Origin of the sequence: Enterobacteriaceae endosymbiont of Donacia proxima, from assembly GCF_012569285.1 — a bacterium.
Lineage (GTDB): Bacteria > Pseudomonadota > Gammaproteobacteria > Enterobacterales > Enterobacteriaceae.
In genome coordinates this window covers 38,951-63,422 of record NZ_CP046198.1, presented here as the reverse complement: position 1 = coordinate 63,422, position 24,472 = coordinate 38,951, and the positions used below count along the sequence as shown (strand labels likewise).

The window sequence follows — 24,472 nt, the reverse complement described above, 5'->3', positions numbered from 1 at the left end:
ATAATAATGTTTAAAAAAAAAATAATTATATCTATACCAATAGATGTAGATATACATTTTTTTACAAGTATAAATTTAAGTCTTTTAAAAATTATAAATAGTAATCAATTAAAATGTAATTTTTTTAAACCTATTTCTAAAATAGAAAATTATAATTTTAATTATACTAATAATATTTTAAACATTTATAATTTTTCTAATATAAAATCTATTAATCCGATAGAAATAAATAATATTAATTTATTAAAAAAAAATATTGAATATAATAATATTATAGATCATATAATTCAAAAATCTTATAAAAATATAAATAATACAGATTTTCTTTTTATAGAAGGAATAATTCCTGTTTATATTAAACAATTAATTTTTCAATTAAATTGTGATTTAGCAAATATATTTAATGCTAAAATAATTTTTGTTACATCAATTCCTTTAATAAATAAAAATTTAGAAAAAATAGAATCTAAAATTAATATTCTTTTTAAAAAAAAAATAAATAATTTTGATATTAAAAATACATATTTATTTATTAAATATAAAAACCAAAATTCTAATCCTTTTTTTTATAATTTAAATATTTTTAAACATTTTTTTTATATAAAAAAAAATAATTTTGTACATAAAAAAATTTTATCTTACAAAAAAAAGAATATTATATTAATTCCATGGTTAAAAAACTTTGTATTTGGTATTAATGTTAAATTAATATGTAATCATTTAAATTGTAGTATAATTAATAATAATAAATATAAAAAAATTAAATATATTATTTATTTAGATAAAAAAATATTCATAAATCCACAAAAATTTTGTAAATCTTTACTAGTTATTTCTTTTAAAGATTATGAAGTGATAAAAATCATATATAAAATGTTATTTAAAAATATTTTTTTTAATACAATTTTATTTACAGATTTTAAAAAAAATGACAAAAATTGTAAATATAATTTAATAAATAAAATAATTAAAATTATTATTAAAAATAATATATCGTTATTTTATATAAAAGATAATTTATATAATATTTTTTCTGAATTAGAAAATATTTATAAATACGATTTTCCAATAAGTGATACTAGTTTAATAACTAATATTATTAATTATATTAAATTATATATTCCTACTACTATCTTTAATAAAAAAGATTTCAATTATAAATTTTATATTTCTCCATTTATTTTTAAATATAATTTAATAAATGAAGCAAGTAAATTTAAAAAAGCAATTTTATTACCAGAAGGTAATGAAATAAGAACTTTACAAGCAGCATCAATATGTTCTAAAAAAAACATTGCTAATTGTATTTTATTAGGGAAAACAAAAGAGATTATAAGCATAGCTAAAAAAAATAATATAAATATTAGTCATATTAATATTATAGATCCAGATTTAATAAGAAATGATTATATAGAAAAATTAATATATATAAGAAAAAATAAATTGTTAAATGAATATGAAGCAATACAATTATTAAAAGATAATATGTTTTTAGCAACTATGATGCTAAAAGAAAATAAGGTTGATGGTATAGTTTCAGGAGCGAATACAACTACAGCAAATACTATTAGACCTGCATTACAAATTATTAAAACTTTATCTAAATATTCTATCATTTCATCTATATTTATAATGTTATTATCCAATAGTATATTAATATATAGTGATTGTGCAATTAATCCTAATCCTAATTATAAACAATTAGCTGAAATAGCTATACAATCGGTAGAAACTAGTAGATTATTTAATTTTAAACCTAAAGTAGCAATGATTTCTTATTCTACAGGTAGATCTGCTAAAGGTATTGAAGTAGAAAAAGTATATAAAGCCACTAAATTAGTAAAAAATAAACTACCAAATCTTTTAATAGATGGTCCTTTACAATATGATGCAGCTATTATAAATAGTGTTGCTAAATATAAAGCTCCAAATTCATTAGTTGCAGGAAAAGCTAATATTATTATTTTTCCTGATCTTAATACAGGTAATACGACATATAAAGCCGTACAAAGATCTTCTAATGCTATTTCTATAGGACCTATTTTACAAGGTATAACAAAACCAATTAATGATCTTTCAAGAGGTGCTTCTATTGAAGATATAATTTATACTATTGCAGTAACAGTTATTCAAGCTCAAAGTATTAAAAATAATTAAAATATAATTTATTAATTATTTAAATAGTATTTATTAATATAATCTAAATTATTATTAAATTCATAAATAATAGGTATACCTGTAGCTATATTTAAATTAATGATATCTTCATTACTTATATTTTCTATATGTTTTATTAATGCTCTTAATGAATTACCATGAGCAACAATTATAATACGTTCTCCATTTCTAATTTTATGAGATATATAATTATTCCATACATATATTACCCTTTTTAAGGTTGTGGATAAACTTTCTGATAAAGGTAATTGATAATCTTCTAATTTTGAATATTTAGGATCAAATCTAGACCATCTGTAATCATCTATAGATAATGAGGGTGGAGTTATATCAAAACTACGTCTCCATTGTTTTACTTGTTTTTTGCCAAATTTTTTTATAGCTTTATTTTTATCCATTCCTTGTAATTTTCCATAATGTCTTTCATTTAATCTCCATGTTTTTTTAACTGGTATCCATAATTGATTTAATTTATTTAATGTTAACCATAAAGTACATATTGCTCTTTTTAAGACAGATGTATATGCATAATCAAATTTAAAATTATTTTTTTTTAAAATTTTTCCTGCTTGTTCTGCCTCAATTTCTCCTTCTTTAGTTAACTCCACATCATGCCAACCAGTAAATAAATTTTTTTTATTCCATTCACTTTCTCCATGACGTAATAAAACTAATTTAGTATTAGACATATATATTTTCCTTATAAAAAAATTTATTTTTTGATATTAAATATCAAAAGAATAACCACAATTACATTTATTTTTCATATATGGATTTTTAATAATGAATTTTTCTTCTTCAATATTTTCAATATAATCAATTACACTTCCGGATAAATATTGTAAGCTGATTTCATCAATAATAATATTTATACCTAATGTTTTTATTAAAAAATCATTTTTTTTTATTTTTTCATCTAATACAAAATCATACTTAAAACCGCTACATCCCCCACCTATAATAAATACCCTAAAATTCATATTTTTATGATTTAAAGATTTTATTTTTTTTGCAGCTTTATTTGTTAAAGAAATTAGCATAATTATTATATTAATACCTATTGATTATCAATTTCATCAATTTACATTAATTTAATGATATTTAAGTAAGATTTATAATTTTACTATAAAGTCTAGATTTATAACGAGATGCTTTATTTTTATGAATTAAATTTTTTTGTGCTTGTTTATCTATTAAAGATTGCATTTTTCTAAATTTTTTTTTAGCTAATTCAATATTTTTTTCGAAAATAGCACTATTAACTTTTTTAATAAAAGTACGCAACATAGAACGATATTTTTTATTATGTTGTCTATTTTTTTCTGATTTTAAAGCTCTTTTTTTAGATGATTTTATATTAGCCATATAATATCCGATAATTATAATATTAATTGTAATATTTTATAAAAATAAAATATTTACATAAAATATTATTATATATAATATTCTTAGATAAATAAAATAAAAATTTTAATAATTTAAAATTAATTTTTAAGATTAAAGATAATAAGTATGAAAAATAAATTTCAATTAAATTTACCAAAAACAAAATTTCCGATGAAAGCTAATTTAATAACTAATGAATTAACAATATTAAAACAATGGGAAAAAGATAATTTATATAAAAAAATTTTAAATATAAAAAAAAAAAAAAAAAAAAAATTTATTTTACATGATGGTCCTCCTTATGCAAATGGTGATATCCATATTGGACATGCTTTAAATAAAATTTTAAAAGATATTATTTTAAAATCTAAAAATATGGATGGTTATTATACTCCTTTTATTCCAGGATGGGATTGTCATGGATTACCTATAGAACAAAAAGTAGAAAAAATTTTAAAAAATAAACATAAAAATATTTCTAAAAAACAATTTAGGATCGAATGTAGAAAATATGCCTTAAAACAAATTTCTAAACAAAAAAAAGATTTTATTAGACTAGGAATATTAGCTGATTGGTCAAATTCTTATTTAACAATGGATTTTAAAACAGAGGCAAATATTGTACGTACTTTAGGTAAAATTATTAAAAATAATTATATATATAAAGGAGAAAAACCAGTTTATTGGTGTATAAAATGTATTTCTTCTTTAGCAGAAGCTGAAGTTGATTACATAAGAGAAAAAACATTAACATGTTATATTAAATTTACTACCATTAGTAATGATTTTTTTACAAAATTTTTAGATTTTAAAATTAAAAAAGATAATAATATTTCTTTTTTAATATGGACTACTACTCCATGGAGTATACCAGCTAATCAAGCAATTGCTATTAATCCAAAAACATATTATCAATTAGTTAAAATTAATAAAGATATTATAATTATATCAAAAAATTTAGTAAGTATTATTATGAATAAAGCGCAGATTATAAATTGGAAAATTTTAGGAGAAATACAAGGAAAAAATTTTAAAAATTTATTAATATATAATCCTTTTAATAATAAAATTTCACATTTAATTATAAATAATTATGTTTCTGAACAATCAGGTACCGGTATTGTCCATATGGCTCCTAATCATGGATTAGATGATTATAATATTTGTAATCAACATAATATAAAATTTATGAAAAATATTATAGATAAAAAGGGATTTTTTATAAAAGGAATCCATCCTAAATTAGATAATATCAATGTATTTTATTCAAAAAAAATAATATTAGATATTTTAAAAAAAAAAAGAGCATTATTTTTAGTAGATAATTATATACATAAATATCCATATTGTTGGCGTCATAAAATACCAATTATTTATATATCTACTCCACAGTGGTTTATTAGTATAAATAAAAATAATTTTAAAGAATTAGTAAAGGAATCAATTAAAAAAGTAAAATGGATACCTAATTGGGGACATAAAAGAATGTCTATTATGTTAGATAAAAGACCTGATTGGTGTATTTCTAGACAAAGAGTTTGGGGAATCCCAATTCCTTTATTTATTCATAAAAAAACACAAAAAATACACGATCATTCAATAGAATTTATTGAAAAAATAGCTTGTATGATAGAAAAAAAAGGTATACAAGCATGGTGGGATTTAGATATTAAAAATTTTTTAGGTAATGATTCTATTTTTTATGAAAAAGTTACAGATACATTAGATGTATGGTTTGATTCTGGTTCAACTTATAATTCTATTATAAATCAAATTAAAGAACTTAAAAATAATATTATTGATATGTACTTAGAAGGAACTGATCAATACAGAGGATGGTTTATATCATCATTAATTATTTCGTTAATTATACATAATCGTTCTCCTTATAAAACAGTTATTAGTCATGGATTTACTGTAGATAGTCAAGGGAAAAAAATGTCTAAATCTTTAGGTAATATTATAAAACCTCAAGATATAATTACTAATTTAGGTAGTGATATTCTTAGATTATGGGTATCATCTACAGATTATTCTAATGAAATTAATATATCTAATGATATTTTAAAAAGAACCACAGAAATTTATAGACGTATTCGTAATACAATTAGATTTTTATTATCAAATTTATATGATTTTAAACCAAATATACATATGATTAAACCTGTTAAAATGATAATTTTAGATAAATGGATTATTCATAAAACAAAAATTGTGCAAAATAACATTATCAAGTATTATAAAACATATAATATACAAAATGTTATTAAAGAAATAACACAATTTTGTTCTATAGATTTAGGTTCTATATATTTTGATATTATAAAAGATAGACAATATACATTTAAACAATATAGTATAGAAAGATTAAGTTGTCAAACTACTCTATATATGATTCTTGAATCTTTAGTAAGATGGATAGCTCCAATATTATCTTTTACAGCTCATGAAATTTGGAATTATATTCCTGGTACAAGAAGTAAATATATTTTTATAGAAGAGTGGTATTCTCATCTATTTTATCTTTCATCAAAAGATATTATGAATAATGAATATTGGAATGATATTTTTACTTTTAAAAATGAAATTAACCAAATTATAGAATTTGCAAGAAATAAAAAAATTATTAAAAGTTCTTTAGAAATAGATATAATTGTATTTGTAAAAAAAAATATTTATAATAAATTATTATTATTAGGTTCGGAATTACGTTTTTTATTATTAATTTCTAATATTACTATTTTTTTAGAAAAAACAAAAATTAAAAATAAATTAATACAAAAATTTAAAATTATGAAATCGAAATATATGAAGTGCCACCGTTGTTGGTATCATGAAAAATATATAGTAAATAATATTTGTAATCGTTGTCAATTAAATATGACAGGAAATGGAGAAAAACGTTTGTTTATTTAAAATTCTGTTTAAAAAAATAAAATATTTCTTAAATATTTATATTATATTACTTATAATCATAGATTTTTTTAGTAAAATTATAATTATTAAAAATATAAAATTATATGAATGTTTTTATATAAATCATTATATAAATTTTATTTATATACGTAATTATGGTGTTACTTTAGGATTTTTAAAAAATAATAAAATAACTATTTGTTTTTTAACAATTATAAGTATTCTAACTTTATTTTATATTAAATTTTTATTAAAAGATAAAAATATTGAATTATCATATAATTTAATAATTAGTGGAATATTAGGTAATTTAATTAATAGAATTTATTATGGTTTTGTAATAGATTTTATAAGCATAAATATTTTTGATTATCAATATCCTATTTTTAATTTTGCAGATATTTTAATTTTTATTGGTTTTATTTTAATATTAAAAAATAATATTTTTTTTTTATATTAAAATAATATATTTTATAGGTTTATTTATATGAATAAAAATCAAATTCGTTTAGCTATAGCAGGTATTAATGGTCGTATGGGTAAAAGTATTTTAAAATTATTAAATATGCAAATAGATAAAAATATTTTATTAAATGGAGTTATAGAAACAAAATCTTCTTTAAAAGAAAGAAAAAAGATTTTTTATAAATCTAATTTTTTAAATATTAAATCTAATATAATAGATATTATAGATGATTTTGATGTTTTAATAGATTTTACAAATCCAAAATCAACAATAGAAAATCTTAATATATGTAAATCATATAATAAAAAAATTGTAATTGGTACTACAGGTTTCAATATACAACAAAAATTAATAATTGAAAAAATATCTAAAAAAATAGCTATTGTTTTATCTGCTAATTTTAGTTTAGGTATTAATATTTTACTAAAAATTTTGGAAAATATTACAAAAATTTTTTGTAAAAATAAATTAGAAAATAAAGTAGATATAAATATAATAGAGAAACATCATAAGAATAAAAAAGATGCTCCTTCTGGAACAGCTTTATCGTTAAAAAATATTATAATTCAAATTTATAAAAAATATAATTTTATGAAAGAAATTAAATGTCATTCTATTAGAGCAGCTGATTTATATGGAGAACATAATATTTTATTTTCTTTTATTGGAGAACAAATTGAGTTAATTCATAAAGCTTCTAATAGAAGAGCATTTTCAGAAGGTGCTATTAAAGCTGCTATTTGGTTGTATACAAAAAAAACTGGTATATATAATATGAGTCATGTATTAGAAATATAAATAATAAAATTTTATAAAAAGATTAAACGATTATTTATTTTTAAAATAAAAATCTTAAACTTTAATTTAAAAATATTATATGGTAATAAAATCTATATGATATATTTTATTAATTTTAAAAGGATGATATTGAATATCTATAATTTTTACTTTAAATAAAGTATTTTTTTTATTTATTAAAGTTAATAAAATTTTTTTTTTATAAAAATTTTGTATATTAATATGATTAATATCATTATTATTTATAATAATAGGCAACGTTTTTATTTTTTTCCCATATATAACAGCCGGGATTTTATTATTTATTCTTAAACGCCTACTAAATCCTTTTCCTATTTTTATTCTTTTAAAAAATTGTACTTTATACATGTTTTATATCTCGATTTTAAATTAATTAGTATAATTTCTTAGCAGTATTTAATAAATCTTTTTTAAAAATTTTTTTCATATTTAAAATAGCATCTATAATATCATGATGCACCATTTTATCATTTTGAGTTCCTATACATTTTCCACTGTATCCTTTATATAATAATTCAACTGCATAAGCACCCATTCTAGATCCTAAAATGCGATCATATGCTACAGGAGATCCTCCTCTTTGGAGATAACCTAAAACTGTAGTTCTTGTCTCACGTTTAATTCTATTTTGAATAAATTTAGCTAATTTATTAATATCACAAATAAATTCTGTAATCAATACTATTGCATGTTTTTTACCTTTATCTATACCTAATTTAATTTCTTTAACTAAATCATCTTGATTATAATCAATTTCAGGTAAAACAATAAATTCACATCCTCCTGCTATAGCAGCAGCTAAAGTTAAATCTCCACAATGTCTTCCCATAATTTCTATTATAGATATTCTTTGATGAGAAGTAGAAGTATCTCTTAATTTATCTATTGATTGTACTATAGTTTCTAAAGCTGTAAAATAACCAATACTATAATCAGTTCCAACTACATCATTATCTATTGTTCCTGGTATTCCTATACAAGGAAAACCCATTTCTGTTAATAATTTAGCCCCCATGTATGTACCATCTCCACCTATTACAACTAATGCATTAATACCGTTTTTTTTCATATTATTTATAGCAATAGAACGTATTTTTTTATTTTTAAATTGAGGAAAACGTGCAGATCCTAAAAAAGTACCTCCTTTATTAATAATATCAGATACACTATATCTGTTTAATTTAATAATATCATTATTATATAATCCTATATAACCATTGTATATTCCAAATACTTCAATATTATAACTAATAGCAGTTCTAACAACACCTCTTATAGCAGCATTCATGCCAGGTGCATCTCCTCCACTTGTAAGAACACCAATTTTTTGAATCATAAAATACCTCAAAATAAATAATTTTATTAATAGTTAATTTTTAAAAAAACCTCTATATTTATCAGATACAATAGAATATGGATCTTGATGTATAATTATATCTGAATAAGGAAATTTCTCATTTAAAGCCTTCTCTATTTTTTTTGCAATTGAATGCGATTCTAATAAAGGTAAATTATCTTCTAATACTAAATGAAGTTGTATAAAACGAGTAGGACCTGATTGTCTTGTTTTTAATTGATGTGCTCCTTTAACTTTAGGCCAAGATTTTATTAAATCTATTATAATTTTTTTTTCATGATCTGGTAAAGATCTATCTAATAAAGATTGTATTGCTTTATATCCTACTTTAAAAGAATTATAAAAAATAAATATACTTATAGTTAATGCTATAAAAGAATCTGCTTGTTTTATATTAAAAATATTTAAAATTAAAGCTAATAAAATTGCAGTATTAATTAAAATATCTGATTCATAATGTATCATATCAGCATGAGTTGCTTGGCTATTTGTTTTTGCTATAACTTTTTTTTGGAAAATAACTAATATTAAAGTTAAAAAAAATGAAATAATAATAACTATTATTCCTATTATTGGATAACCTATTTTAGTAGGATGAGATATATAATGTAAACTATTTAAAAATAAAAATATTGCTGTTCCACAAATAAAAATACTTTGAGCTAAAGCAGATAATGATTCAGCTTTACCATGTCCGAAAGTATGTTCTGAATCTGCTGGTTGTAAAGAATAATATATAATTAATAAATTAATTGTTGAGGATGTAATATCGATTAATGAATCTATAGATGCAGCTAACATACTTAAAGATTTAGTTTTCCACCAAGCTAATAATTTTAATGATAATAGTATTACAGATAATAAAATCGCTAAATTTGTAGTTTTAGTAATTAATTTATTATATTCATTTTTTTCTTTTTTTAAAGAAATTTTATTATATATATTATTTATATTCATAATTAATCCCTGTTAATGTTTATAAGAAAATAAAATTATTTTAAATTTTATGGATAATAAATTATTTTAACATTTTTTTTTTCTATAAAAAAATAAGTTAAATTTTAATTTATATCTTTTTATTTACAATAATATATAATAGTTATGTTAGAATAAAAAATTTAATAAATTTGAAATATGAAAATATTTAGTGAAAAAACCTTTCAAGGTATGATTTTAATTTTACAAAATTATTGGGCAAAACAAGGTTGTAGTATTATTCAGCCAATTGATATTGAAGTAGGAGCCGCAACATCTCATCCAATGACATGTTTCTATGCAATTGGTAATAAACCAATAAAAATAGCTTACGTTCAATTATCTAGAAGACCTTCAGATAGTAGATATGCTAATAATTCTAATAGATTACAACAATATTATCAATTTCAAGTAATAATGAAACCTCCACCTTATAATTTTCAATTTTTATATTTTAAATCTTTAGAAGAACTAAAATTAGATTTAAAAAATAATGATATTCTTTTTATAGATGATAATTGGGAAAATCCTTCTTTAGGAGCTTATGGAATTGGTTGGGAAATATGGTTAAATGGGATAGAAATTACCCAATTTACATATTTTCAGCAAATGGGAGGAATAAATTGTGATCCGATTACAGGTGAAATTACTTATGGTTTAGAAAGGTTAGCGATGCATATACAAAATGTAGATAATGTATTTCATATAATATGGAATAAAAATAAAAATAAATATATTACTTATGGTGATTTTTTTTATAAAAATGAACTTGAACAGTCTATTTATAATTTTGAATATGCAGATATTAATTTTATTAATTTATGTTTTCAACAATATGAAAAAGAAATTAATGTTTTATTAAAATTAAAACAACCATTAATTTTTCCTGCATATGAGAAGCTTTTAAAAGCTTCTCATTGTTTTAATTTATTAGAAGCACGTAAATCTTTATCTCATACAGAACGTCAAAGATATATTTTAAAATTACGTAATATGACTAAATTAATTATAATTCAATATCGTAATTTTATAAATTAAAATTCTTAATAAGAAGGTAGTATAATGTTATGGATAATAATATTTTATTATTAGAAATAGGTATAGAAGAAATACCTGCTAATTATTTATTAAAATTATCTAATATAATTTTAATAAATTTTAAAAATGAATTAAAAAATAATTATTTTACATATAAAAAAATAAAATGTTTTTTTACTTGTAGACGTATTGCAATACAGATACATTTATTAAATATAATACAAAATAATTCTCAATATATCATTAAAGGACCTTTTATAACTAAAAAAGAAGATATTTTTGTAAATAAAAAAGTTAAATTTTGGATGAAAAAATATAATATTATAAATAATAATGATTTAATATATAAAAATAATTATGTTTTTTATAAAAAAAACATTAAAGGATTACATATTAAAAATTTATTATCTAATATGTTAATAAATTCTTTAAAAAAAATAGTTTCTTTTCCTCATTTTATGTATTGGGAAAAAAATATATTTAAATTTATTAGACCTATAAGAAGTGTAGTTTTTGTTCTTGGAGAAGAAAATATTAAACAAAAATTATTAAATATTCAATCTAATAATATTATTCAAGGACATAGATTTATGTGTGAAAAAACAATTATTTTAAAACATGCCAAAGAATATGAACATTTATTATTTAAAAAAGGGAAAATTATTGTTGATTTTATAAAACGTAAAAATGTTATTATTAATAATATAAAAAATATAATAAAGAAATTAAATGCAATTGTAAAAATTAATAATCATTTTTTAGAAGAATTAACTTCTATGGTTGAATGGCCTATACTTTTAGTAGGGAAATTTCATAAAAAATTTTTAGTATTACCATCTAAAATATTAGAACATGTAATGATAAAATATCAAAAATATATTCCTTTATATGATAAAAGAAATAATTTATTAACTTCTTTTATTATATTAACTAATATTAAAACAAAAAATAGTCAAATGATTATTTATAGTAACGAAAAAGTACTTACTTCGAGATTTAAAGATATTCAATTTTTTTTAAAAAATGATTTAAAAATAAAATTTGAAAAATTTTTAGAAAAATTAAAAAATATTATTTTCCAAAAAAAATTAGGTAATTTATTTGAAAAAACTATACGAATTGAAATGATATCAAAATATATAGCTAAAAAAATTAAAAATGTTAATTATTTAGATTGTATTAGAGCGAGTAGATTATCTAAATGTGATTTAGCAACACAAATGGCTTATGAATTTCCAGAATTACAAGGTGTTATTGGTATGTATTATGCTAAATATAATAAAGAAAATATAAATGTTATTACAGCGATTAAAGAACAATATCAATATATTAAAAATAATTTAATACCTAAAAATATTATTTCTTGTATTTTGTTTATTGCAGATAAAATAGATACTTTAGTAGGAATATTTAGTATATCTTTAATACCTAAAGGTAATAAAGATCCTTATGCTTTAAAACATATTACTTTATGTATTATACGTATTATTCTAAAAAATAAATTATATATTAATTTAATTAAATTAATTAATTTTAATTTATCTTTATATAAAAAAGAAGATAATTTTAATAAAGAGATAATTATAACTAATATAATTTCTTTTATACATGGTAGATGTAGAAATTGGTATGTTTTTTTAGGTTATAAAAAAAATATTATTAATTCTATTTTAGATAATCCAGTTAATAATTTAATTATTTTAGATTTTAAAATAAGAGCATTAGATATGTTTTTAAAAATTGAAAAAAAACAAAGTAAACTTTTAATTTTAACAGATAAAAGAATTAACAAAATTTTACAAAAAAACAGCATATATATAAACATTAATGATGATATCAATTTTTCTTTATTAAAATATAAAGAAGAATTTGTATTATTTAATCATATACGTAAATTATCTAAAATTATTAAATACCAGACAAAAAATAATGAATTTTATAAAATATTCTTAATATTATCAGAATTATTTTATCCTATAAATATTTTTTTTAAAAAAATAATAATTAATCATAAAGATAATAAAATTAAAAAAAATAGAATTTTAATTCTCAGTAAAATACAAGAATTTTTATCAAAAATAACTAATTTAAGTAAATTATATTAATTTTAATCTTTTTAATGTTATTTCTATAATTTTTTGATTACACTTTTTAAGTGTAGTCATAGGAAGTCTCATTTTATCACTAATAATTAACCCTAATCTTTTGGCTGCCCATTTTACTGGTATAGGATTGGATTCAATAAATAATTGATTATGTAATATATTTAAATATTGATTTATTTTTTTTGCTTTAATAATTTTATTGGTTTTCATATAATCACAAAATTTTTTCATTTCTACAGCTGCTATATTAGCTGTAACAGATATAACACCATCACCACCTAATAACATAAATTCAAAAGAAGTTCTATCATCTCCACTAATTAAAAAAAAATTTTTATTAATTAAATTTCTAATTTTATTTACACGAGATAAATCTCCAGTAGCTTCTTTAAGACCTATTATATTATTAATTTTAGATAATTTATATATAGTTTCTGGTAATAAATCACATCCAGTACGTGATGGAACATTATATAATATTTGAGGTAATTCTGTATTATTTGCAATTTTTTTAAAATGTTGATATAAACCTTCTTGGGTGGGACGATTATAATATGGAGTAACATTTAAACAGCCAATAATTCCTGAATTTTCAAGATTAGATATGATAGATATACTTTCAGATGTTGAGTTAAATCCAGTACCTGCTATAATAGGTATTTTCTTTTTTGCAAAATCTAATGCATACATTATTGTACTTATACGTTCATTATAAGTAAATGTAGAAGATTCACCAGTAGTTCCCATAATAACAATAGCTTTTGTACCACTGTTAATATGATATTTAATAAGTTTTTTTAAACTTTTTTTACAAATATTACCTTTAATATCCATTGGAGTTATAAGCGCTACAATACTTCCAGTAAACATTAGATTATAATCCATATTATTTATATTTAATATTTAATAATAATATCAAATTTAAAATAAATAAACAAATTATTATAAATATAACTATTTAATTAATATTTAAAATAAATAAATAATATTTAATTAAAATTAATGTTTTTTTATCTTAAAAGATTGTAAAATATGATCTATTTTTTTTTGTATATCTATAATAGATAATGTATTATTAATTTTTTTATATAGAATTTTTTTTTTAAAAAATTCTTTTTTATAATATTTAATTAATGGTTTAGTTTGTTTAGAATATTCTTTTAAACGATTATTAATTGTTATTACATTATCATCTGTTCTAGTTATTAATTTTTCTCCAGTAATATCATCTCTATTTTTTATTTTTGGAGGATTAAAAATAACATGGTAAGTTCTTCCAGAAGGTAAATGTATTCTTCTACCTATAATTCTTTCAATGATTTTTGTATTTGGAATATATAATTCTAAAACTATATTTATATTAATTTTTTCTTTTTTTAAAATATGCGCTTGTAAAATATTTCTAGGAAATCCATCCAGTAAAAAACCTTTATTATGATTTATATTGTATAATTTTTTTTTAATAATCTGAAAAATTATATTATCAGGAATCATAATTCCTTTATGAATAAATTTATTTAATTTATTAGTTAATGATAAATTTTTATTATTTAATAAAAAATTTCTTATTATATTTCCCATTGAAATATTAATTAAATTATATTTTTTAGATATAAATCTTGCATAAGTACCTTTACCTCCTCCTGGAGGTCCTAATAAAATTATACGCATTGAATAAATTTCTCATTTTAAAAAAATTTAAAATATGTTTTTTCAAACATATAAATTTTTTTAGAATATTTCATAGTTAAATCTATTTGATCTAAATTACTTATAATGAAATTAATTATATCTTTTTTTATTTTAAAAGTAAAAGATTGATTATTTATGGTAATTGTTTTATATATTAAGTCTATATAACAAATAATTCCAGGAAATTGTTTAATTATTAAAAATAATTTTTCAATGATATCTTTTTCTAAAGTAATTAATAATAATTTATTATTAATTGCATTATTATAAAATATATCTGCATAACTAGAAGAAATAATAGTATGAAAACCAAAATCTAATAATGCCCACGCTGCATGTTCTCGAGAAGAACCACAACCAAAATTTTCTTTAGTTAACAAAATTTGAGCATTTTTAAATTCTTTTTTATTTAAAATGAAATCAGGATTAATTATTTTATTTTTTTCGTCTAAATATCTCCAGTTATGAAATAAATTTTTACCAAAACCTTTTTTATTATTTTTTTGTAAAAATTGTTTTGGTATAATAACGTCAGTATCAATATTTGTAATATCTAAAGGTACTATAATACCATTATAATGAAATTTTTTTTTCATAGTTCTTACTTTATAAAGTATTAATATTAACAAAATAACCATAAATAGCTGTTATTGCCGCCATAATAGGACTTACTAAATGAGTTCGACTATTACGTCCTTGACGACCCTCAAAATTTCTATTACTAGTAGATGCACATCGTTCATTAGGTTCTAATTTATCATTATTCATAGCTAAACACATAGAACAACCTGGATATCTCCATTCAAAACCAGCGTTTTTGAAAATTTTATCTAATCCTTCTTTTTCTGCTTGTTTTTTTACCATATTAGAACCTGGTACAACTATAGCTATAACATGAGAAGCAACTTTTTTATCTTTAATCATATTTGCAGCAGATCTTAAATCTTCAATTCTAGAATTTGTACAAGAACCGATAAAAACTTTATTAATTTTTATATTAATTAATTTTGTTCCTTCATATAAATTCATATATTTTAATGATTTAATAGCTAGTTTTTTTTTATTTATATTCTTATAAGAATTAATTAAAGGAATACATTCATTTATACCTATAATTTGTTCTGGATTAGTTCCCCAAGAAATTTGGGGTGTTAATTTTGAAATATTTATATTAACAATTTTATCAAATTTAGCATTATAATCACTATATAATGTTTCCCAATATTTTTTTGCTTGTTTCCATAATTTTTTTTTAGGAGTAAATTTTTTATTTTTTAAATATTGAAAAGTAATATTATCTGGTGCTATTAATCCTGTTTTAGCTCCCATTTCGATAGACATATTACAAATTGTCATTCTAGATTCCATACTTAATTGTTTTATAACATTTCCACTATATTCAATAATATGTCCATTACCACCACTAATACCAATTTTTTTTATAATTGATAAGATTATATCTTTTGCTGTAATATTTTTAGGTATATTACCAGTAATATTTATTAACATATTTTTAGCAAGATTTTGTTTTAAAGTTTGAGTAGCTAATACATGTTCTATTTCAGTAGTACCTATTCCAAAAGCTAGTGAACCAAATGCTCCATGTGTTGAAGTATGTGAATCACCACATACAATAGTCATTCCCGGTAAGGTAATACCTAATTCTGGACCTATAACATGTACTATCCCTTGTAGGGGATGGTAAAGATCATATAATCTTATATTAAAATCATGACAATTTTTAATAAGTGTTTCCATTTGTTTTTTTGCTATATATCCGGATGCATTAATGTTTTTAATTTTTGTAGACACATTATGATCCATTGTTGCGAATGTTTTATCTGATCTATAAACTTTTCTATTTTTACTTCTTAAACTTTCAAATGCTTGAGGAGAAGTTACTTCATGAATAAAATGTCTATCAATATATAATAAATTAGTATTATTTTTTATATTACAAATAATATGTTTATTATATATTTTTTCATATAATGTTTTTCCCATATTATTACCATATCTATTTAATAGATTCCATAATTAATGTTCCCATATCATCAGTTGTAATTATCTTTTCTTTTGAATTATTTATAGATAAATCTTTAGTTCTATAACCTAAATTCAAAATTTTGTGAATAGCATTTTTAATTTTTACAGATATTTTTCTTTCTTTTAAAGAATATTCAATTAACATTGCTAATGATAGAATTTGTGCAATTGGATTAGCTATATTTTTTCCTGCAATATCAGGAGCTGATCCTCCAGCTGGTTCATATAAACCAAAATAATTTTGATTAAAACTAGCTGAGGGTAAATTACCTATTGATCCAGTAATAACTGCACATTGATCAGATATTATATCTCCAAATAAATTCGGACATAATATAACATCAAATTGCGACGGATTTTTAATTAATTGCATAACAGCATTATCAATATACATATGTTTTAATTTAACTGATTTATATTTTTGAGATATTTCTATTAAAATTTTTCTCCATAATATAGATGTTTGTAAAACATTTGCTTTATCAATAGAACATATTTTTTTATTTCTTTTTAATGCTATATTAAAGGCAATATGTGCAATTCTTTCTATTTCAAATCTTGAATAGATTTCAGTATCAAATGCATGTTCATTTATTCCTTTACCTTTTATACCGTTTGGACCATAATATATACCACCAATTAATTCTCTAATACAAATAATATCAAATCCTTTATTTAAAATTTTTTCTTTTAGAGGACTTAAAATACTTAAATTTTTATAAAAGAAAGAAGGACGTAAATTAACAAATAAGTTAAAATGTTTCCTTAATTTTAATAAAGAACCTTTTTCAGGTCTTTTATGTAAAGGTAAGTGATCCCATTCAGGACCTCCAACTGATCCTAATAATATAGCATCAGATTTTTCACACCCCTCTAATGTAACTCTAGGTAAAGGATCGCTATATTTTTTAATAGCAATTCCTCCTATACAATAGGTATTAATAGTTATTTTTTTCTTTATATATTTTTGAATTCGTTCTAATATTTTAATTGCTTGTTTCATTACTTCAGGCCCGATACCATCTCCTGGTAATATAGCTATTTTAAATATATTTGACATAATTATCTCTTTTTTTAAAATTTATTAATTTGTGAAATATTTTTTTGTACTTGATTTGATCTCCATATATTATTAAGACAATTAATAATTGCTATAACTGAAGCTTTTATAATATCTTTAGAAAAACCTATTCCATTAAATATTTTTTTTTTATATTTTATTTTAATATTAACTTGTCCTATTGATTCTTCAGTATGACTTTTAGCTGTTAGTATATAATTAATTAATTTTATATTATAATTTGTTATTTTAATTATAGTTTTATATATTGCATTAACAGCACCTAGTCCTGTTGCCGATTCTAATTTACTTAATTTCCCACATTTTAATTTTATAGTAGCAATAGATATATTAGAATTTGATTCTACATTAAAATATTTTAATGAAAAATATTCTGTATTATTATCTTTTTTACTATTAAAAGCTAATGATTCTAAATCATAATTAAATATTTGGCCTTTCTTATCAGCTAATTTAATAAAATTATTATATAATAAATTAATATTATAGGTATTTTCTTTATATCCCATTAAATCCATATGATATTTTACAGCAGCTCTTCCTGATTTAGAAGTAAGATTAAATTCTGTTTTGTTTAAACCAATATTTTTAGGATTTAATATTTCATAAGTATTTCGATTTTTTATCATTCCATCTTGATGAATTCCAGAAGAATGAGAAAATGCATTACTTCCTACAATAGCTTTATTTATTGATATAGGAATATTACATAGTTTACTAACTAGTTTACTAGTATAATAAATATTATGAGTATTTATATTTGTATTAAAATTCATACTTTTTTTTCTTGTATATAATGCCATAATTATTTCTTCTAAAGCACAATTACCAGCTCGTTCTCCTATACCATTAATTGTTCCTTCTATTTGTCTTGCTCCTGCATTTATTGCAGTGATAGCATTACCTACAGCCATACCTAAATCATTATGTGTATGTACTGAAATAATACATTTATCTATATTATCTACTTTATTTTTTAAATGAGAAATTATATTATAATACTCTTGAGGGAATGTATAACCTACTGTATCTGGAATATTAATTGTAGTAGCTCCGGCATTTATTGCTGTTTTTACAATGTAACATAAATCATTAATAGGTGTACGACTACTATCTTCACAAGAAAATTCAATATCGTCAGTATATTGACGTGCATATTTAATCATAAATGATATTTTTTCTATTACTTTATTTAAAGTAGTTTTTAATTTTGTAATTATATGTATAGGAGAAGTTGCTAAAAAGATATGGATTCTAAAATTTCCTGTTTTTTTAAGTGATTTATATACCATATCTATGTCTTTTTTTTTACATCTTGCTAAACCACATAATTTACTATTTTTTATAATTTTTGATAATTCTTTAGAAGTTTTGTAATCTATTGGAGATGAGATAGGAAATCCTACTTCAATAATATCAATGCCCATTTTTTCTAATGCTAATGCTATTTTTATTTTTTCTTTAGTATTTAAATTAAATTTTAGGGATTGTTCACCATCACGTAATGTAGTATCTAAAAGAATAATTTTTTTTTTCATATAAATATCATCTCTTTAAACAAAATTTTTTTATAAAATTTTGTTTATTAATAATTAATAATTTTTTTATATAAAAATATATTTTATATAAATAAAATAATATATTCTAAGTATAGAAAAAATATTTATTTTATTATATTTATTTTAAATAAATAATTAATTTTTGTAATTATTTATTTAATTTTATATTTTAAATATTTATAATATTAATTTAATATAATTAATATTATAAATTAAAATTATTAAAATATTTTATTATTAAATAATAAATTTAAGGTTATTATGTATTTACTAGATAAATTTTATATGATGCATGCTATTAGGTTAGCTAAATTAGGTGTTTTTACTACAACTCCTAATCCTAATGTAGGATGTATTATTGTTAACAATAAAAAAATTGTTGGTCAAGGATATCATTTTAAAACGGGTGGACCTCATGCAGAAATTAATGCATTAAAAATGGCAGGAAATAATGCTAAAGGATCAACAATGTATGTTACATTAGAACCTTGTAATTATACAAATCTGACACCATCATGTTGTAATGCATTAATTAATGCTAAAATTAAGCGTCTTGTAGTAGCAACAAAAGATCCTAACCCTAAAGTAAATGGTAAAGGATTAAAATTTTTATATAGTAAAGGTATTAAAATTACAAAAAATATTTTATCAAAAGAAGCACAAATTATAAATTCAGGTTTTTTTAAAAGAATGTATACAGGTATACCTTGGGTACAACTAAAATTAGCGATATCATTAGATGGTAAAATTGCATTATTAAATGGAAATAGTAAATGGATATCATCAAAAATTTCTAGAAGAGATGTTTATAAATTAAGAGCTAAAAGTACAGCAATTTTAAGTACAAGTAAAACAATAATTAGAGATAATTCTACTTTATTAGTTAAATGGCATAAATTAAATTATAATATAAAAAAAATTTACCCTAAAAAATTATTAAGACAACCTATTAGAATAATTTTAGATAGATTAAATAAAATTAAACCTACTAATAAAATAATTTTATCTCCTGGAAAAATATTATTAATTAAGTCAAAATATACTTTTAATAATTGGCCTAATTATGTAGAACAAATTATTATACCTGCGACTAATGGATATTTTGATTTAAAATATTTATTTAAAATTTTAGGTAGTAAAAAAATAAATTCTCTTCTTATAGAAGCTGGAAGTACATTATCAGGATTTTTAATTACTTATAATTTAATAGATGAATTAATTATTTATCTTACACCTAAATTACTAGGTAATGCAGCATTAAATTTATGTAATATTAATTCATTTATGAATATTATTAATGTTCCTCATTTTTATTTTAAATATATAAAAAAAATAGGACCAGATTTAAAACTAATATTAAAACCTATTAAATAATTTTTTAAAGGATATAAATTATATTATGAAAATTATTGATGAAAATGTTATAGCACCTAATTCATTTATTGCAATTGTTATATCTAGATTTAATACATTTATAAATAAACATTTATTATATGCAACTATTGATACTTTACAAAGAGTAGGTATGGTACAAGAAAAAAATATAACTATTTGTTGGGTTCCAGGAAGTTATGAAATAGCTTCAGTAATACAATTATTAATACAAAAAAACATATATGATGGTATAATAGCTATAGGAAGTATTATAAAAGGAGAAACATCTCATTTTAAATATTTATCTCAAGAAGTTTGTTCACAAATATCTAATTTATCAGTAAAAAATAATATCCCGATTTCTTTTAGTATTTTAACAACTGATAATATTGAACAAGCTATTGAAAGATCGGGTATTAAAGTTGTTAATAAAGGTACAGAAGCTGCTATAACTTTATTAGAAATGATTAATATATTTAAATCAATAAAATTATTACATACAAAAAATTAAAAAGGAAGTTAAGTGAAATTTACTTATAGATATCAATCTAGAAAATATGCTTTACAAGCTATTTATTCTTGGCAATTATCTCATAATAATTTTAGTGATATTCAATATTATTTTTTAAATGAATCAATAAAAAATATAAAATATATAGATATTGATTATTTTAATGACTTAATAAATGGTGTTATAGTAAATAGTAAGTATTTAGATAAAATGATGAAACCATTTTTATCTCGAAAATTATTTGAATTAGGACAAATTGAAAAAGCAATATTACGTATTTCAATATACGAATTAATAAATCGTTTAGATGTGCCATATAAAGTTGTAATAAATGAAAGTATTCATTTAGCAAAAAGTTTTGGAGGAGTAGAAAACAGTTATAAATTTATTAATGGTGTTTTAGACAAAATGGCTAATAAATTAAGAATATAATGAAAAATTTTTATAAAAATAGTTAAACATAAATATTTTTATTTATAAAAATTTATTCTCACATTAATTTAATAATTAATTATAATTCTTGTTCAATTTTTAAAGATATTTTTTCACCTAAAAGAATTTTAATTAATTTTAAATTGAATTTAATTGCGTATTTAACACTTTGTGCTGTTAATAATTTATATTTTTTATCCCAGAAAACTGGATATTTTTTCCATTGTTGATATGGAATTAAATTTTTTAATCCTAAATATCCAGTCATTTTTGCATTTGGAAAAAGATTATTTGAAGATATAACCATAGATGGAGATGCACATATTGCTCCTATTATTTTATTATTTTTTTTAAAAAATTTTAAATATTTTAATAAAATTTTATTTTTTTGGAAATGTTCTGCGGCTTGTAATCCTCCAGGAAGAATAAGTGCAGATTCATTACTAAGATTAATATTTTTTAAATCATTTATAAAAATATTACTGATAATTTTTGTACCATGTGCACATTTTATTTCACGTTTATTATTTGTACTTACTAACTTAATATTTATATTACTTCTATTTAAAAGATCTATAGAAGATATTGTTTCTATATCTTCAACACCATCTGTAATAAAAATTAAAATAGATAAAAATTTTTTCATTATATTTACCTTATTATTTTATTTAAATAAATTTAATCTTATTTATTAATATATACAGGGAAATCATTACATAATTTGATTATATCATCTTTTATATATTTAAAATATAAATTTTTATTATTTAAAATATTTATAATATGTGTTGTTAATATTGTTATTTCTTTTTCTTTAAAACCTCTTTTTGTAACAGCTGGAGTACCTATTCTTATACCAGATGTAATTGAGGGAGGAGTTATATCATCAGGAATACTATTTTTATTAACAATAATATTATAGTTTTCTAATAAAATTTGAGCTTCTAATCCCGTTATATTTTTGTTAGTTAAATTAAGAATAAACAAATGAGTATCAGTACTATTAAATACAATTTTATAATTATGTATTTTAAATATTTTTACCATTAATTTTGAATTTATTAAAATTTGTTTTTGATATATATTAAAATTAATGTTTAATGCTTCTTTAAAAGCTAAAGCTTTAGCAGCAATAATATGCATTAAAGGTCCTCCTTGACTTCCAGGAAATACTGCTTTATCAATTTTATGAAATAAATTTTTATTTTTTTTTATTGATAATATAATACCTCCTCTTGGACCAGATAAAGTTTTATGTGTAGTACTAGTTATTACATGTGCATAAGGTAATGGATTAGGATATAATCCAGCAATAATTAAACCTGCAATATGTGAAATATCTACAAATAAATATGCATTTACTAAATCAGCAATATATCTCATTTTAACCCAATCACATTTTCTAGAATATGAAGAAAATCCTCCAATAATCATTTTTGGTTTATATTTTATTGCTAATTTTAATAGATTTTTATAATCAATTATTCCATTATTATCTATTTTATAAGATATATTTTGATAAAATTTTCCTGAAAAATTTACTTTAGATCCATGAGTTAAATGACCTCCATGTGAATTTTCTAAACCCATAATTATATCTCCAGGTTTTAATAAAGCCATATATACAGCAAAATTAGCTTGTGAACCTGAATGTGGTTGTACATTTACATAATCTGCATGAAATAATTTTTTAGCTCTTTGAATAGCAAGATTTTCAATTTGATCTATGTATTTACACCCACCATAATATCTATTATTAGGATATCCTTCTGCATATTTATTTGTTAATTTTGATCCTTGAATATTCATTACACCATATGATGTATAATTTTCAGAAGCTATTAAATTAATATTATTTTCTTGTCTTTCAGATTCTTTTTTTATAATATTAAATAATTTTGTATCCAAATTAAATATTTCTTCTAATTTTTTCAAATTAATAAACCTTTTTAAGAAATTTTTTTTTCTTTTTTAAAAAAAAATTTTTTATAATATTTGTACATTCTTTTTCTAAAATACCAGAATTAATTTTTAATGTATAATTAATATTATATGTGCTTAATAAATCTATAAATGATCCTGTATTATTATATTTTTTATTATAAGTACTAAAAACTAAACGAGAAATTCTACTAGTAATTATAGCACCCGAACACATTAAACATGGTTCTAATGTGACATACATAGTTGTGTTTAATAATCTATAATTTTTTAAATATTTTGCTGCTTTTCTTAAAGCAATGATTTCTGCATGTCCTGTAGGATCATTATTTTTTATTGAACTATTACTTCCATAAGAAATAATTTTATTATTTTTTATAATAATAGCTCCTACTGGTACTTCTTCAAAATACTCTGCTAATTTAGCAAAATTTAAAGCACATTTCATCCAATAAATATCGTTTTTCATTTAAATATACATTGTTTTGTTTATATATATTAAATATAATACTCATATATCATTGACATGATAAGTATCATCATACTTACTTTTTAAAAAATATTAAAATATTTTATAATTAAATATAAAATTATGA

The 24,472-nt window shown here is 19.9% G+C and carries 24 protein-coding genes; 9 read left to right on the top strand and 15 right to left on the bottom strand.

Going from position 1 to position 24,472, the window contains the following annotated elements:
* Window positions 1–6 precede the first annotated feature (6 nt).
* Entirely contained in the window at window positions 7–2,157 is a 2,151-nt protein-coding gene (gene pta, locus GJT97_RS00320) for a phosphate acetyltransferase (RefSeq protein ID WP_169767520.1), read from the top strand.
* Between the two features lie 11 nt (window positions 2,158–2,168).
* Here the strand turns inward: pta and gpmA are convergent, their stop codons facing one another.
* From gpmA to rpsT, 3 genes are all read right to left on the bottom strand, one after another.
* Entirely contained in the window at window positions 2,169–2,867 is a 699-nt protein-coding gene (gpmA, locus tag GJT97_RS00315; RefSeq protein WP_169767519.1) for a 2,3-diphosphoglycerate-dependent phosphoglycerate mutase, read from the bottom strand.
* Between the two features lie 36 nt (window positions 2,868–2,903).
* Complete coding sequence (erpA, locus tag GJT97_RS00310) at window positions 2,904–3,218, bottom strand: iron-sulfur cluster insertion protein ErpA (protein ID WP_169767518.1); 315 nt, start codon at window positions 3,216–3,218, stop codon at window positions 2,904–2,906.
* A gap of 61 nt (window positions 3,219–3,279) precedes the next feature.
* Window positions 3,280–3,543, bottom strand: a complete 264-nt coding sequence (gene rpsT, locus GJT97_RS00305) for a 30S ribosomal protein S20 (RefSeq protein ID WP_169767517.1) — start codon at window positions 3,541–3,543, stop codon at window positions 3,280–3,282.
* A gap of 138 nt (window positions 3,544–3,681) precedes the next feature.
* On the opposite strand from rpsT, the gene ileS reads away from it, so the two are divergent.
* Genes ileS through dapB form a run of 3 tightly spaced genes read left to right on the top strand, consistent with a single transcriptional unit; the run spans window position 3,682 to window position 7,744 of the window.
* Window positions 3,682–6,480: an isoleucine--tRNA ligase gene (gene ileS, locus GJT97_RS00300; protein WP_425482455.1), complete on the top strand. Its 2,799-nt coding sequence runs from the start codon at window positions 3,682–3,684 to the stop codon at window positions 6,478–6,480.
* Window positions 6,455–6,940 carry a signal peptidase II gene (gene lspA / locus GJT97_RS00295; protein WP_169767515.1) on the top strand — a complete coding sequence of 162 codons (486 nt, stop codon included), beginning with the start codon at window positions 6,455–6,457 and terminating at the stop codon, window positions 6,938–6,940. Before ileS ends, lspA begins: the two co-directional genes overlap by 26 nt.
* A 27-nt stretch (window positions 6,941–6,967) precedes the next feature.
* On the top strand, window positions 6,968–7,744 hold the full coding sequence (gene dapB, locus GJT97_RS00290) for a 4-hydroxy-tetrahydrodipicolinate reductase (protein WP_169767514.1): 777 nt from the start codon (window positions 6,968–6,970) through the stop codon (window positions 7,742–7,744).
* Window positions 7,745–7,819: 75 nt separating this feature from the next.
* Here the strand turns inward: dapB and rplY are convergent, their stop codons facing one another.
* From rplY to GJT97_RS00275, 3 genes are read right to left on the bottom strand one after another with little or no spacing between them, the layout of a single operon-like run.
* Window positions 7,820–8,113 carry a 50S ribosomal protein L25 gene (rplY, locus tag GJT97_RS00285; protein ID WP_169767513.1) on the bottom strand — a complete coding sequence of 98 codons (294 nt, stop codon included), beginning with the start codon at window positions 8,111–8,113 and terminating at the stop codon, window positions 7,820–7,822.
* Window positions 8,114–8,138: 25 nt separating this feature from the next.
* Complete coding sequence (gene pfkA / locus GJT97_RS00280) at window positions 8,139–9,101, bottom strand: 6-phosphofructokinase (RefSeq protein ID WP_169767512.1); 963 nt, start codon at window positions 9,099–9,101, stop codon at window positions 8,139–8,141.
* Window positions 9,102–9,134: 33 nt separating this feature from the next.
* Complete coding sequence (locus tag GJT97_RS00275; protein ID WP_169767511.1) at window positions 9,135–10,079, bottom strand: cation diffusion facilitator family transporter; 945 nt, start codon at window positions 10,077–10,079, stop codon at window positions 9,135–9,137.
* Window positions 10,080–10,256: 177 nt separating this feature from the next.
* Here GJT97_RS00275 and glyQ point away from each other — a divergent pair, with 177 nt between their 5' ends.
* Together glyQ and glyS are read left to right on the top strand one after the other, a co-directional pair.
* Window positions 10,257–11,135, top strand: a complete 879-nt coding sequence (gene glyQ / locus GJT97_RS00270; RefSeq protein WP_169767510.1) for a glycine--tRNA ligase subunit alpha — start codon at window positions 10,257–10,259, stop codon at window positions 11,133–11,135.
* A 29-nt stretch (window positions 11,136–11,164) separates the two neighbouring features.
* Window positions 11,165–13,240 (top strand): glycine--tRNA ligase subunit beta, encoded by a 2,076-nt coding sequence (glyS, locus tag GJT97_RS00265; protein WP_169767509.1) that lies wholly within the window; start codon window positions 11,165–11,167, stop codon window positions 13,238–13,240.
* Here glyS and dapA read toward each other — a convergent pair.
* The 6 genes from dapA to leuA all read right to left on the bottom strand — a co-directional run bounded on the left by dapA (window position 13,232) and on the right by leuA (window position 19,597).
* Window positions 13,232–14,110: a 4-hydroxy-tetrahydrodipicolinate synthase gene (gene dapA, locus GJT97_RS00260; protein ID WP_169767853.1), complete on the bottom strand. Its 879-nt coding sequence runs from the start codon at window positions 14,108–14,110 to the stop codon at window positions 13,232–13,234. The genes glyS and dapA overlap by 9 nt on opposite strands.
* A gap of 129 nt (window positions 14,111–14,239) precedes the next feature.
* On the bottom strand, window positions 14,240–14,911 hold the full coding sequence (locus GJT97_RS00255; RefSeq protein ID WP_169767508.1) for an adenylate kinase family protein: 672 nt from the start codon (window positions 14,909–14,911) through the stop codon (window positions 14,240–14,242).
* Between the two features lie 17 nt (window positions 14,912–14,928).
* Window positions 14,929–15,528, bottom strand: coding sequence for a 3-isopropylmalate dehydratase small subunit (gene leuD, locus GJT97_RS00250; RefSeq protein WP_169767507.1), 600 nt, complete (start codon window positions 15,526–15,528; stop codon window positions 14,929–14,931).
* Window positions 15,529–15,538: 10 nt separating this feature from the next.
* Window positions 15,539–16,936: a 3-isopropylmalate dehydratase large subunit gene (leuC, locus tag GJT97_RS00245; protein WP_169767506.1), complete on the bottom strand. Its 1,398-nt coding sequence runs from the start codon at window positions 16,934–16,936 to the stop codon at window positions 15,539–15,541.
* A 13-nt stretch (window positions 16,937–16,949) separates the two neighbouring features.
* On the bottom strand, window positions 16,950–18,038 hold the full coding sequence (gene leuB, locus GJT97_RS00240; protein WP_169767505.1) for a 3-isopropylmalate dehydrogenase: 1,089 nt from the start codon (window positions 18,036–18,038) through the stop codon (window positions 16,950–16,952).
* Between the two features lie 14 nt (window positions 18,039–18,052).
* Window positions 18,053–19,597, bottom strand: a complete 1,545-nt coding sequence (gene leuA / locus GJT97_RS00235) for a 2-isopropylmalate synthase (RefSeq protein WP_169767504.1) — start codon at window positions 19,595–19,597, stop codon at window positions 18,053–18,055.
* A gap of 282 nt (window positions 19,598–19,879) precedes the next feature.
* Between leuA and ribD the strand changes: the two genes are divergently transcribed.
* From ribD to nusB, 3 genes are read left to right on the top strand one after another with little or no spacing between them, the layout of a single operon-like run.
* Entirely contained in the window at window positions 19,880–20,992 is a 1,113-nt protein-coding gene (gene ribD, locus GJT97_RS00230; RefSeq protein WP_169767503.1) for a bifunctional diaminohydroxyphosphoribosylaminopyrimidine deaminase/5-amino-6-(5-phosphoribosylamino)uracil reductase RibD, read from the top strand.
* 25 nt (window positions 20,993–21,017) lie between these two features.
* Entirely contained in the window at window positions 21,018–21,503 is a 486-nt protein-coding gene (gene ribH, locus GJT97_RS00225) for a 6,7-dimethyl-8-ribityllumazine synthase (protein ID WP_169767502.1), read from the top strand.
* A 12-nt stretch (window positions 21,504–21,515) separates the two neighbouring features.
* Window positions 21,516–21,935, top strand: a complete 420-nt coding sequence (gene nusB, locus GJT97_RS00220) for a transcription antitermination factor NusB (RefSeq protein ID WP_169767501.1) — start codon at window positions 21,516–21,518, stop codon at window positions 21,933–21,935.
* Between the two features lie 79 nt (window positions 21,936–22,014).
* Here nusB and GJT97_RS00215 read toward each other — a convergent pair whose 3' ends face one another.
* From GJT97_RS00215 to tadA, 3 genes are read right to left on the bottom strand one after another with little or no spacing between them, the layout of a single operon-like run.
* Window positions 22,015–22,581: a DJ-1/PfpI family protein gene (locus GJT97_RS00215; protein WP_169767500.1), complete on the bottom strand. Its 567-nt coding sequence runs from the start codon at window positions 22,579–22,581 to the stop codon at window positions 22,015–22,017.
* Window positions 22,582–22,619: 38 nt separating this feature from the next.
* A complete protein-coding gene (locus tag GJT97_RS00210) occupies window positions 22,620–23,870 on the bottom strand; it encodes a serine hydroxymethyltransferase (protein ID WP_169767499.1) in 1,251 nt (416 codons plus the stop codon).
* A 1-nt stretch (window position 23,871) separates the two neighbouring features.
* On the bottom strand, window positions 23,872–24,345 hold the full coding sequence (gene tadA, locus GJT97_RS00205; protein ID WP_169767498.1) for a tRNA adenosine(34) deaminase TadA: 474 nt from the start codon (window positions 24,343–24,345) through the stop codon (window positions 23,872–23,874).
* Window positions 24,346–24,472 lie beyond the last annotated feature (127 nt).

Coding starts and splice junctions, on each gene's coding strand:
- pta (WP_169767520.1), top strand. CDS start 7: ATGTTTAAAAAAAAAATAATTATATCTATACCAATAGATGTAGATATA.
- gpmA (WP_169767519.1), bottom strand. CDS start 2,867: ATGTCTAATACTAAATTAGTTTTATTACGTCATGGAGAAAGTGAATGG.
- erpA (WP_169767518.1), bottom strand. CDS start 3,218: ATGCTAATTTCTTTAACAAATAAAGCTGCAAAAAAAATAAAATCTTTA.
- rpsT (WP_169767517.1), bottom strand. CDS start 3,543: ATGGCTAATATAAAATCATCTAAAAAAAGAGCTTTAAAATCAGAAAAA.
- lspA (WP_169767515.1), top strand. CDS start 6,455: ATGGAGAAAAACGTTTGTTTATTTAAAATTCTGTTTAAAAAAATAAAA.
- dapB (WP_169767514.1), top strand. CDS start 6,968: ATGAATAAAAATCAAATTCGTTTAGCTATAGCAGGTATTAATGGTCGT.
- rplY (WP_169767513.1), bottom strand. CDS start 8,113: ATGTATAAAGTACAATTTTTTAAAAGAATAAAAATAGGAAAAGGATTT.
- pfkA (WP_169767512.1), bottom strand. CDS start 9,101: ATGATTCAAAAAATTGGTGTTCTTACAAGTGGAGGAGATGCACCTGGC.
- GJT97_RS00275 (WP_169767511.1), bottom strand. CDS start 10,079: ATGAATATAAATAATATATATAATAAAATTTCTTTAAAAAAAGAAAAA.
- glyQ (WP_169767510.1), top strand. CDS start 10,257: ATGAAAATATTTAGTGAAAAAACCTTTCAAGGTATGATTTTAATTTTA.
- glyS (WP_169767509.1), top strand. CDS start 11,165: ATGGATAATAATATTTTATTATTAGAAATAGGTATAGAAGAAATACCT.
- dapA (WP_169767853.1), bottom strand. CDS start 14,110: ATGTTTACTGGAAGTATTGTAGCGCTTATAACTCCAATGGATATTAAA.
- GJT97_RS00255 (WP_169767508.1), bottom strand. CDS start 14,911: ATGCGTATAATTTTATTAGGACCTCCAGGAGGAGGTAAAGGTACTTAT.
- leuD (WP_169767507.1), bottom strand. CDS start 15,528: ATGAAAAAAAAATTTCATTATAATGGTATTATAGTACCTTTAGATATT.
- leuC (WP_169767506.1), bottom strand. CDS start 16,936: ATGGGAAAAACATTATATGAAAAAATATATAATAAACATATTATTTGT.
- leuB (WP_169767505.1), bottom strand. CDS start 18,038: ATGTCAAATATATTTAAAATAGCTATATTACCAGGAGATGGTATCGGG.
- leuA (WP_169767504.1), bottom strand. CDS start 19,597: ATGAAAAAAAAAATTATTCTTTTAGATACTACATTACGTGATGGTGAA.
- ribD (WP_169767503.1), top strand. CDS start 19,880: ATGTATTTACTAGATAAATTTTATATGATGCATGCTATTAGGTTAGCT.
- ribH (WP_169767502.1), top strand. CDS start 21,018: ATGAAAATTATTGATGAAAATGTTATAGCACCTAATTCATTTATTGCA.
- GJT97_RS00215 (WP_169767500.1), bottom strand. CDS start 22,581: ATGAAAAAATTTTTATCTATTTTAATTTTTATTACAGATGGTGTTGAA.
- tadA (WP_169767498.1), bottom strand. CDS start 24,345: ATGAAAAACGATATTTATTGGATGAAATGTGCTTTAAATTTTGCTAAA.